At 55.7% G+C, this 11,147-nt stretch carries 11 protein-coding genes; 3 read left to right on the top strand and 8 right to left on the bottom strand.

Annotated elements, in window-relative coordinates:
* Nucleotides 1–30 precede the first annotated feature (30 nt).
* The 3 genes from ACQY8Q_RS15900 to ACQY8Q_RS15890 all read left to right on the top strand — a co-directional run bounded on the left by ACQY8Q_RS15900 (nucleotide 31) and on the right by ACQY8Q_RS15890 (nucleotide 3,865).
* Nucleotides 31–840: an SDR family oxidoreductase gene (locus ACQY8Q_RS15900; RefSeq protein ID WP_428427459.1), complete on the top strand. Its 810-nt coding sequence runs from the start codon at nucleotides 31–33 to the stop codon at nucleotides 838–840.
* A 114-nt stretch (nucleotides 841–954) separates the two neighbouring features.
* The gene (locus ACQY8Q_RS15895) at nucleotides 955–2,535 is read left to right on the top strand and encodes an LTA synthase family protein (protein WP_428429797.1); all 1,581 of its coding nucleotides are present in this window, start codon (nucleotides 955–957) and stop codon (nucleotides 2,533–2,535) included.
* 31 nt (nucleotides 2,536–2,566) lie between these two features.
* Entirely contained in the window at nucleotides 2,567–3,865 is a 1,299-nt protein-coding gene (locus ACQY8Q_RS15890) for a capsule biosynthesis protein (RefSeq protein WP_428429796.1), read from the top strand.
* Here the strand turns inward: ACQY8Q_RS15890 and ACQY8Q_RS15885 are convergent.
* The 8 genes from ACQY8Q_RS15885 to ACQY8Q_RS15850 form a co-directional block, all read right to left on the bottom strand.
* On the bottom strand, nucleotides 3,846–4,562 hold the full coding sequence (locus ACQY8Q_RS15885; protein ID WP_428427458.1) for an acyltransferase: 717 nt from the start codon (nucleotides 4,560–4,562) through the stop codon (nucleotides 3,846–3,848). The two genes, ACQY8Q_RS15890 and ACQY8Q_RS15885, sit on opposite strands and share 20 nt — an antisense overlap.
* A 150-nt stretch (nucleotides 4,563–4,712) precedes the next feature.
* Nucleotides 4,713–6,050: an RkpR, polysaccharide export protein gene (locus ACQY8Q_RS15880; RefSeq protein WP_428427457.1), complete on the bottom strand. Its 1,338-nt coding sequence runs from the start codon at nucleotides 6,048–6,050 to the stop codon at nucleotides 4,713–4,715.
* Nucleotides 6,051–6,710, bottom strand: coding sequence for an ABC transporter ATP-binding protein (locus ACQY8Q_RS15875; protein WP_428427456.1), 660 nt, complete (start codon nucleotides 6,708–6,710; stop codon nucleotides 6,051–6,053).
* Nucleotides 6,707–7,480 carry an ABC transporter permease gene (locus ACQY8Q_RS15870; RefSeq protein ID WP_428427455.1) on the bottom strand — a complete coding sequence of 258 codons (774 nt, stop codon included), beginning with the start codon at nucleotides 7,478–7,480 and terminating at the stop codon, nucleotides 6,707–6,709. The genes ACQY8Q_RS15875 and ACQY8Q_RS15870 overlap by 4 nt, the downstream gene beginning before the upstream one ends.
* Before the next feature lie 168 nt (nucleotides 7,481–7,648).
* On the bottom strand, nucleotides 7,649–8,893 hold the full coding sequence (locus ACQY8Q_RS15865; protein ID WP_428427454.1) for a capsular polysaccharide biosynthesis protein: 1,245 nt from the start codon (nucleotides 8,891–8,893) through the stop codon (nucleotides 7,649–7,651).
* 194 nt (nucleotides 8,894–9,087) lie between these two features.
* Nucleotides 9,088–10,098 carry a KpsF/GutQ family sugar-phosphate isomerase gene (locus ACQY8Q_RS15860; RefSeq protein WP_428427453.1) on the bottom strand — a complete coding sequence of 337 codons (1,011 nt, stop codon included), beginning with the start codon at nucleotides 10,096–10,098 and terminating at the stop codon, nucleotides 9,088–9,090.
* Nucleotides 10,099–10,240: 142 nt separating this feature from the next.
* Nucleotides 10,241–10,705 (bottom strand): RrF2 family transcriptional regulator, encoded by a 465-nt coding sequence (locus tag ACQY8Q_RS15855; protein WP_428427452.1) that lies wholly within the window; start codon nucleotides 10,703–10,705, stop codon nucleotides 10,241–10,243.
* Nucleotides 10,706–10,856: 151 nt separating this feature from the next.
* Nucleotides 10,857–11,087: a hypothetical protein gene (locus tag ACQY8Q_RS15850; protein ID WP_428427451.1), complete on the bottom strand. Its 231-nt coding sequence runs from the start codon at nucleotides 11,085–11,087 to the stop codon at nucleotides 10,857–10,859.
* Between the last annotated feature and the right edge of the window lie 60 nt (nucleotides 11,088–11,147).

The following is an 11,147-nucleotide window of genomic DNA, read 5'->3' as shown; positions in this document are numbered from 1 at the left end:
AACATCCATGAACCGAACCGGTCTTGCGGCATGACTCATGTGATCATTACCGGCGGCTCAAGTGGTATCGGTCTGGCGCTGGCGCGCATCTACGCCGTACGCGGCGCACGCCTATCGCTTCTGGCACGCTCCATGCCTGCGCTTGAGGAAGCGCAAGCAGAACTTGCAAGAGATCATGGCGAGAAATCCATCCGTATCGAAAGTGCCGACGTCGGCGACGAAGATCAGGCATTGGCGGCAATCCGCAGATGCGAGGATGCCTTCGGCCCCTGTGACATCCTGATCACGTCTGCGGGGATCGTCGAGCCCGGACGGTTCGAAATTCTGTCCTCAGCCGCCTTCAACCGTCAGCTTCAGACAAACCTGTTCGGCAGCGTCCATGCGGTACGCGCCGTCTATGCGGCCATGAAAGAACGGCGCTCCGGTAGGATCATGCTGGTATCGTCCGGTGCGGGCTTGATCGGTATCTATGGTTACACGGCCTATTGCGCCTCGAAGTTCGCCCTGCATGGGTTTGCCGATGCTCTCCGCTCGGAAGCAAAGCCGCATGGTGTCAGTGTTTCCGTCTGTTTCCCGCCGGATACCGAAACGCCGCAGTTTTCCCGCGAATTGGAACATCGGCCGCTGGAAGCAACGGTGATCATGGGGCGTGTTGCGCCTTGGTCCTCCGCGACTGTTGCGCTCCGGATCGCACGCGCCATCGACAAAGGCCAATTCGAGGTGTTTTTCGGCTGGACGCTGTGGGCGCTGGGGCGTTTCGGCACGGCAGTAAAGCCGGTTCTCAACTGGTGGTTCGACAGAGGTATTCAACGGATCGGCGGCGGCGCTGAACGGCCATAGTTGCTTGTATCCGCTGCGAATAGGATTTAAGTGTCGCTGTGTCGCGGCGGTGCATGACGCGTCGGCGACCGATGAAAGATCGAAGGTATCCGTTTGGCGTTGACGTCGCTCCACATGCACTACCATCCGCTAACGCTAACCTTTTTCTGCTACGCGCTGGCCTGTGCTGTCATCCTCTACACGGATAAATTTGCCCTGCCTGCACGCGAGCGCCGCAGACATCGGCCACCATCCAGCCGCCGGCGGACCGCCGTCGATCTCCTGTCACGGCTGCCGATTATCGCACTCGTGTTCGCGGGCTTCTTCTCGATCTCTTGGCGCCCTCTTTATGCCAGCGCCGGCACGATGAGCTTCTTCGTCATCTTCACCGGCATATCCCGGGCCAAATACAAGTTCATTCGCGAACCTTTGGTCTTTTCAGACATTGCCCTCGTCGCCGACGTCTTCAAGTATAAATCGATCTTCTACGCAAACTCGCTCAACATCGTGTTCTGGCTCGTCGCCTTCCTGTACGTCTTCGGCGTCTCGGCGCTATACATGTATTTCGAGCCCAGCGTCCTGCCCGCCAGCCACAAGCTCCTCTGGATCATCCTGGTGATCCTGATCGCGGATCTGCCCTGGATTTTGCTGTTCTATGGCCCGGTGAACAGGCCGGTCGCCGATTTCGTGCAACACCTTGTCGGCAAGCCGAACGTCAAGGTCAGCACCATCCGTTTCGGAACGTTCGCGTCCGTCATTTTCCATTTCATCCTCTGGCTCGGCCGCCGGCGCGAGAAGATTGTTGCCGAGTTGCAAGAACGCTTCTTCGCCGCCGTCCAGGACCTGATCGGTCACGATGCCGACAACAAGGCGCCGCTGGTCATTGTCTGGCAGTCGGAATCCTTCATCGACATGCGCCATTGCGGCGTAGACAGCGTCAAGCTGCCGACTATCGACAGGCTGCAGAAACTTGCTGTGCAATGGGGCCGCCTCGCCACAGTCTTCGAGGGCGGCTATACGCTGCGCACCGAGTTCGCCGTGTTGAGTGGCCTTGTCCCCGACGACCTGCATATCGATGCAAGCTATCCCTACCTCCGGGCGAGCCACTATACCGATGTGGTCTGGCCGACGAAGCTGAAGAATGCGGGCTGGAGCACGCATTTCATGCACCCTTATGACCGGACATTCTTCCTTCGCCATAAAGCCATGCCGCAGCTTGGCTTTGAAAAAATGACCATGCTCGACGAGTTCGACCATGATCCCGTCCGCGATGGTCCCTATGTCTCGGATGCAGCTCTGACCCGTAAGGTCATTGCTGACGTGGAAAGCCAAGCGGACGACAAGGGTAGTTTTCTGTTCGTCGCATCAATGGCCAACCATGGGCCGTGGGAGCCCAATCGCGTCGAAGGAATGGCCGATCCTGTCGCGATCTATCTCGAAATTCTGCAGCAATCCGACAAGGCACTGGGTGAACTTGTCGACCATTTGAACAGGCTCGATCGCCCCGTGTGGCTGGTTTTCTATGGAGACCATGCGCCCTTGCTGAAATCCTTCGCCGACCCTTTCCCCGACCCCCGAACCGATTACTTCATCGTGCCATTGGCGGACGCGCGCAAACCGCAGAATGCTCCGTCGTTTCCGCGTAATGTTGAACCCTGGAACCTGCTGGAAGCCATGTTGAAACATGCCAATCTGCAAAAGGATGATCTGCGATAGTGCCGGCGCCATTCTTCAAGGACCTGTGACGATGGCTTTGCCAGAAGCGCCGGAACGGCGCGTCTTCCTTTTTCTGCAAGGGCCATCCTCGCCGATCTTTGCCAAGATCGCCGACCGCCTGGAAGCCAAAGGCCATCACTGCCTGCGGATCAACCTCAATCCGGGCGATCAGATCTTCTGGCGCCGCAAGGGCGGGTACAATTACAGGGGTCGAGGCGGAGACGCTTGGCGCGACTATGTTGCCTCTTTCATGGATCGGCATGCGGTCACCGATCTCGTTCTGCTGGGCGAGGAGCGGCCCTACCATCTCATTGCGCTCAAGGCTGCCAAAGAGCGCGACATAGCGGTATCGGTCGTTGAAATGGGTTATCTGAGACCGGACTGGTTGACGCTTGAACGCAATGGAATGTCGTCCAATTCGCATTTCCCCAATGATCCGCAGCAGATCATCGACGCGGCCCGTACCCTTCCCGAACCGGACTGGACGAGACGCTATACGCAAAGTTTTACCGTCGAGGCGGCCTACGACCTTCTTTACAATTTACCGAACGTTTTCCTGTGGTTTCTCTTTCCACACTACCGCCGCCATGCATTGTTTCATCCTCTGGCAGAATATGCCGGTTGGATTATGCGGCTGGCGGGGAGCCGGAAAAGAGCATTGGCGGCAACAACACTCGTCGAACACGCGCTTGCCGACGAAGCCACGTTTTTCGTTTTCCCTTTGCAATTGCAAACCGATTTCCAATTGCGGGCACATTCCCCTTACAACGATCAGCGTGAGGCCATCACCGAGGTGATCACCTCCTTCGCCACTCACGCCCCTCGCACAGCCCGTCTCGTGATCAAAGTGCATCCTCTCGATAACGGGCTCATCGATTGGAAAGCTTATATTGAGGCACTGGCAACTGGGCTTAACATCGATGAGCGTGTCCAGTTCCTCGATGGTGGTGACCTGAATGCGCTGCTGGCAAAGACCACCGGTGTCGTCACCATCAACTCGACTGTCGGGCTTCATGCCTTACAGCTGGGCAAACCCGTGAAAGTGCTGGGAACCGCCGTATTCGACATTGCCGATCTCAGCGACCAAAGTGCGCTTGATCAGTTTTGGGGAGCGCCAACAACTCCGCACGAACCGATCCGCGCAGCCTTTTTCCGTCTGCTTGCGGCGGCAATCCAGGTTCGGGGCAATTTCTACTCGTCTGCCGGCACCGACGCCGGTGCGGAGGCGATTGCGGAAAGATTACACAACCAGTCGATCAATCAACCCGGCGGCTTCATCGATCCACCGCCGCGCCGGAAGCCAGAAAAAATCAGTCTTCGTCTTCACTAACCGGTTCGGCGACACGCCAGGCGTCCATTTCTTCCTGCGACCAACGGTGTTTGCGGCCCCGGCTCCATGTGACATCACGCTTGACGACCGTTGCGGGCGTTCCAGCGAGCACAACGCCGCTTTCGCTGAACGCCTTGTTCACAAAGGATTTGGCCCCGACGATACAATCTTCCGGAATGACCGTTCCCTTGTTCAGAATGGCTCCCAGGCCAACCCAGACATGGTCGCCGATCACGATAGAGGCAGCACGATTAAGCCGCCGTCCATCCCTTCGCCGGATCAGCGCATGTGCGTCACTGGTGCGCACCTCGATCCCACGGGAAAACATACATCCGCGCCCGATGGTAATATCGCAGCGCTCCAGACAGAGGACATAGACAGATTCGAACGTGGTTCCCTCTCCTACAGTCACCGTCTGATTGGATCCCTTGACGATGAACTCGCCTGCCAGACGGCAATTATCGCCGATCAGTATCCGGTTGCCCTGCCCACGGACGGTTATATGCCCCGTGAAAGAGGATGATTTGGGTAATTCAATCCGGTTCTGGCTGCCATACAGGCGCACTGTCGCCGTCAAACGCCCTTTCGCATCGACGACATTATTATGCCCCCAATCGAGCTGAATGGCGAAGGGCTTGAAGAAACGGATGCGTGGCAAAGACTTGATAAACCGGCAGGCCTTCGAAAGAAAAAACATTATTGTTTACCGCGCAAGCCTCATCCGGGCCGGAGTTCACGTACCATCGAAACAAACGTTGATGGCTCAGCGCCCAGACAAGTAACCAGAAAACCGAAACCAGGCAAGAAAGCCTCCCGGCTTGAGGTGATTCTCGATATCAAACGGAGCTTAGGTACGGTCACGAATGTTATAATAGCCCATGACAAAAACTGCCCATGCGAAGAGCAGGCCCAGTCCCACCAAGAATGAATTCATGAAGCGTGCCGGGTATTGTGCCAATTGCGAAAGCGTCGGCTCTATGAAGACGGCAAGGTATCGCTGCTTGTTGTTCGCATCGATACGCGCCTTTTCGAGGCTGCCGAGGGATACCGTATAGGCACGCTCGGCAAATTGGCGTTCCGTTTCCAGACTTTCGTATTTTTGAATCCGGCCGGCGACGTCGCCGTTGGCCTCCAAGGATTGTCCGTCCGCATTGCCACTGCCAAGGCGCTGACGCTCGGATGCGAGCTGCTCCTCGACGCTGGCAATACGGGCTTTAAGCACACGCATGCGCGGCGTATCATCGCTCATTTGTGTTTTCGCGGTTGCAAGATCGGCGTTCATCTGAACCAATTGGGACTCAAGCCCCCCGATCAGTTGAGCTGCCAGTCTAGCCCCCTCCACAGGGTCGACCTCTTGGGAAACATCGCGATATTGCCGTACAGCCACCTGCGCCTTGGCGAGACGGGTCTCTGCCAAATGCACTTCCCCCTGCGCGGCTTTAAGAACACCATCACGGGCCGACCCAGAAAGATCGTTGATCAATGTCTCACTTTGTTGAATAACGAATTTGGCAATCGCTTGCGATTGTTGAGGATCGAATGCTTTGACCTGCAATTGCATGATGCCCGACGCGTGATCGAAATTTATGTCAATCATCTTGCGCCAATATTCGAGTTTACTTTCCAATGGAAGGCCGGGTGCCATTCCGTAGAAGTAGTCCAGGCCTCGGGCTGCGTAGATTTTTTCGAGATCAAATTTTTTCTCGACTTCCGCCAGCATTCTTTCGCTACGCGCAAAGTCCATTAGGATGTAGCTATCGGAGAGCGTATTGCCCGTCGATGCCTGTGAAAACATCCCAAGAATATCAGGCGCACCGGCCGCCTCAATGCTGCGGACAGAAAACGACGCCGAACTATGATACTGATCGGAGGCAACGAAAATCATATAGATTGACGCCAGTGCCGCAGGGATTGCAACAAAAGCCAAAAAACTGCCTATGATCATGGCGTGACGCAGTCGAAGCGATCTCAGCCAAGTCTGCTTCTTGGCTTGCTGGGTTATAATCCTGTGAAGCTTGTTTGGAGCTTTTGCTTTTAGCTTAGGCACAAGCACACGATCATCGTTGCCAAGCAGTCCTTCAAGCAAGTGCACGCTTTTCGACTTGACGACATCGGTACTCTTCAGCTGATCCACAGCGCCATCCTTTTGCGCAGCACCTGGAGCCGCATTTCTGATGATCGCCATCTACAATTCCCTCATATTACCGTCGTGGGCGCTGATCGCGTCCTCAATATCATCATAATAGGTTAATTTGCCATTTTCCATAACCACCCCGCAATCACAATAGGCGCGAATGGTGGATGTGCTGTGCGAGACCATGATCACATCAGAATCCTGAAGCCTGCTCTCGAAAACGACCTGGCACTTCTTTTTGAAGTTTGTATCTCCGACAGCGGTAATTTCGTCCACGAGATAATAGTCGAAATTGACACCCATACTCAATCCAAAAGCAAGACGGGCCTTCATCCCGGAGGAATAGGTCCCAACCGGTGCCTTGAAAAATTGCCCCAGATCGGCAAATTCCTCGACGTAGGCGATCAATTCACGCGTGTCGACCCCATAGATACGCGCCACGAAGCGAACATTCTGTTCGCCGGTCATGGTACCTTGAAAGCTCCCCTGAAACCCGAGCGGCCAGGAGATCTTGCCCTTGCGAATGATCCTGCCGCTATCCAACCGGATCGTACCCGCAATCAAGCGGAGCAACGTGGATTTTCCTGCACCATTGCGCCCGAGCAGACCAATGCTCTTTCCCCTTTGCAAAACAAGGGAAGCACCATTGATAATCGGCTTTTTGATACCTTTGGTACGCGCGAACTTGGTCGCCTGCTCAAGCCTGATCATTGGTCATTTCTCAACAATGCGGACGATGATGTGAATAGGACCATTCCAATAAACAATGTCAAAAATGCGAAGGTATAAACATAAGGCATATCAAGTCCCGCTGCTCTGTACTCGCTGTAGAATCCGACCCGAAACTGCATGACCACATGAACAAGGGGATTGAAGAGCACGATCTCCCGGTAGGGGTGCGGGATAGCGTCGGGAAGGAAGAAGACGCCGGAAATCAGGAACAGAGGCCGATTGACAATACTGAATACCTGCTCATAGAGTGCATATTTCAGAAACATGACGTTGTTGATCAACCCCATGCCAAGCCCCAGCATGCTTGCCAAAAAAATTGCTTCGATGATGGCTGGCCAGGTCAACTCCGGAGGCGTGCGCATCCAGACGACAATTGCCCCGAGAACGACGACGCCCACGAGCACCGTCGTGCCGAGCTGAAGGAAATAGCGGGCAATCATGGTATCTATAGGGGCCACGCTTGGATAGCTGAGCAAGGATCTATTTGCCTTGACCGCACCATTCAAATAGGTCGCCATCGCCTGATAGAATTGAAACCCGATGTAGCCGGTCGCGAAAAAAAGCGGGAAGCTCACTCCGAGAGCAGGCGCACGGGCAATTGCCTGAAATATAATTGTCATCAGGAACACATGCGCTGCAGGATCGAGCATTGCCCAGACATACCCCCCCGGTTTGCTGCCGAACCGCGCGTCCATTTCACGAATGAGCAAGGCAGAAACGACCCGCATATGTGTTACGACATGTTCCAAATCCGGCTGCTTTCCTAACCACAGGATGCGTGAGTAACGATCATGGCGACTCACATCCCGGCACGCCGTGTGGCTTACCCGACTAGCTCTTACTCTCTTGAAGCCAATTTTCAAGTTGGCGAACAATTATAGCCGCTGCCGATAAACCACATTCGTCCGTAACCACAGCTATCCAAATGGATAAACTATGCGCCCGATAAGCCTAAACATCGGGCTGGACAACTCCCGGAAGAACATGATTGGATCCTGCCGGAATATCATTGCATCATGACTGTTGCCGATCTTGGAGATGATCAGCGCCAGAGGCGGCGTTATCAGATGTCTCCAGCCGAGGACGCCGTAAGGGCCCCACGCCTGCCACTGCGGACCAGACGCTTCCCACGACGGCTCAGCTTCCCTAGCCGTCGCGAAGTGCCGTGATATTCCATCTACCGTTTCTTCAAACGACAAGCTCTTCCCGCTCTGGGGATCATAGTATCGTGGATAAAGCAGATAGGCACCAGCAAACAAGGCTTCGATGCTGAGCGCCCGGCCGCGCCGCTCGTTCGGCTGGCGATCATCCGTCAGTCCCCAGCCGGCATAGAATGGACATCCATAGGTGGTGACTTTCAGACCCCGAAGCAAAGCTTCAAAACCGGCCAGCGACGTGATCGTATAGACATGATCGATCGTCTCAAACGCTTGGCTCATGGAAAGAGGCTGCGTAATGATCTGGCAGAGATCACGAACATCCTGAGGATCGGATTGTGCCAGACGAACCCGGTTGAGAATATCCGGATGCGGTTTGTAGATGATCTGTGCGCCTGGGTTCTCCCTGGCTGCCAATCGCACCAGGTCATTGTTGGTCACCGGCGAGAGGGAACCGAACTGAATGGACGCGTCATCCTCGACCTGGCCGATGACCAGGATGCGCTTGCCGGATTTCGGGCCGTAGAGACGATCGAGATCGGCCCTGGTGTCACTGTTGTATTTACTGACGCCCGTTTCAAGCAGGAAACGAATGCCCGCCGATGCGCGCGCCAGAAGCTCCGGCGCACCATCGAAATCATAGCTGCACAGCAGTCGCTCCAGATCGGACGGTTCGCGGCAATCGAAATAAGCCGTGCCCTGGTCAAGCGCCAGAGACAACGGCGGTGTGCGGCTGGCATTGGCTGCGACCGAACGAATGAAGCCATCTTCTATGTAGAAGACTGGAATATCATGCTGTGACGCAAAGGATTTAAGCTTTTTTGGCGCCCGCAAGCTCCAGACAAAAATCTCCGGATTGTCATCGCGAAGGATGCGCGCCGCCCAATCCTCGAAATCGGTTTCGCGCGCGTACATCGGAACGAACACAAACGTGCGGTCCGGAAAATACCGCCGGAAAATTTCCTGCTTCCAGCCGTGAATGTGGAAGGCATAAGTCGTAATCATCTTGATCGGCCCAGAGGCAAAAGACGCCGCCTCGCCTGACGGCCGCTTTGGATGCGCGCTCAGGGACTGTTGCTGCTCAGACAAGGATATCAGCTCGCAAGGCCATTTTCGAACTCCATCTCTTAAAGGAGCAGGATCAATACCATCGACGATACAATGGCTGAAACCCTGCCCACCAAGACCATGCCTTCAATTTAAGCGACGCCGGCACGCAACAGGTCGTGGATATGCAGTATCCCGCTCGGAATACCGTTATCATCGACCAGGAATAGCACAGTCACTTTCTGTGCCTGCATGATTTCCATGGCAGCGCTGGCCAACACGCTCCCCTTGATGACCCGCGGACTGTGCGACATGACCGTATCGACCGTTTCGACCAGCAGATCGTGCGACATATGGCGGCGCAAGTCGCCATCGGTGATGACGCCAGCGAGTTTGCCGGCCTCGTCGGTAATTCCGACGACGCCAAAGCCCTTCGATGACATTTGGATAACCGCGTCGCCCATCGGGCTGCCGAGCGGCAATAGCGGGATCGCATCGCCGTCATGCGCCAGTTCCTGAACGAGAAGCAGTTGCGAACCGAGCTTGCCACCGGGGTGGAATGTCTTGAAGTCCTGCGCAGAAAACCCACGCCGCTCGAGAAGTGCGATCGCCAGGGCATCGCCGACAGCCAGCTGCAGCATCGCCGAGGTTGTGGGCGCCAGTCCATGCGGGCAGGCTTCCTGCACCTTCGGCAAAGTGATGGCGACAGTGGAATTGCGCGCCAGCAGGCTTTCGGCATTGGACGTGACCGAGACGACCGGAACATTGAACCGCTTGGCATAGGCCAGCATGTTTCCAAGCTCGACGGTTTCTCCCGACCAGGACAACAGGATGAGCAGATCCTCGGACGTGATCATGCCGAGATCGCCATGGCTGGCTTCGGTCGGATGCACGAAATAGGCCGATGTCCCGGTGGATGCCATGGTCGCAGCAATCTTGCGGCCGATATGGCCACTCTTGCCGACGCCGGAAACCACCACGCGGCCCCGGCCGCCGGCGATCAGTTCAACCGCATCAACCAGGTTGCGCGCGAGGGCTTGATCCGCAGCAAATTGGGCTGCAAATGCGTTGATGCCGTCAACTGCCGTGGCGATCGACCGCCTCAGCGATTCAATGACAATTCCCTCTTGCGGAGGGTTCGTATCGACTTGCCTGAGACCCATGAGTGACACTCCAAAACCAAAACAAGGCATCCGGTTATAACCAGGGCGCCCTTAGATCAAATCAAAATGGCCGATCTCGCCCCTCGCCGGCAAAGCAGGCACAACCGCCAAGCCCGGCACTGTAGGAAGAGTGACAGCCGGATCAGCTTGCGCGCTGCGCGACGATCTCGTCTTCGCCGGCAATCATATGGCCAGGATTGCTGACGAACGCTTCCAGCGTCATCGTGTCGAGAATGTCGGCGATGGCATCGCGGACCGTCGTCATCGACCGGCGAACTTCGCAGGTATCCGGATCGTTGCAATCGTCACAGACTTCATATGCCGTACGGCTGGCACAGCGGATCGGCGCCAGGGGGCCGTCCAGCGTACGTACAACCTGACCGATGCGGATTTCGGATGCGGGCCGCGACAGCGAATAACCACCGCCAGGCCCTTTCTTCGAGCGCAGGATACCGGCATTGCGCAGCTCCAGCAGAATCGTATCGAGAAACTTCTTCGGGATATTGTTCCGGCTAGCAATCTCGGTGATGAAAGCTGTTTCACCCGGATCAAGACGCGCCAGATCAACCAGCGCCTTCAATCCGTATTTACCCTTTTTGGTCAGCATCGCAGTTCGCTCTTTGAACAAACAGGCCCTGAAAAGTGCGCCTGTCTGCTGATTGCCATCACGTAACCCGGCATATCACATGGGAAGCCGTGCCAATATACCGATTTAGGGAAAAGATGGCCAAACTGCGGTTTTCATACTTATTTGTGGCTTACGCGACAGCATAGACCGGAGATATGTCCTGAACCCGCAACACCGGCCTGCGGACAGCCTGTGTCGATATCAACTGACGCACCGCAGCCCTCGCTTCGTCGGCCGAACGGAAGTGCCGCGAATCAAGATCCCAGACATGATATTTAACGGCGACAAACTTCAGCCGGCCTGCGTCCGGAACGACGACACCGACAGCTTCTCCACCAAATTCTATAACCTGCTTGCTCATGGGATAGTACTCCTGCCGCGCCGTGGCGCGGATCATTCAAATCGTGCAATATTCAAGGAA

Source organism: Pararhizobium sp. (assembly GCF_965279435.1).
In the GTDB taxonomy this organism is placed as follows: domain Bacteria; phylum Pseudomonadota; class Alphaproteobacteria; order Rhizobiales; family Rhizobiaceae; genus Pararhizobium.
Note: the sequence above shows the minus strand (reverse complement) of the source record. Positions and strands in the feature narration are given on the sequence as shown.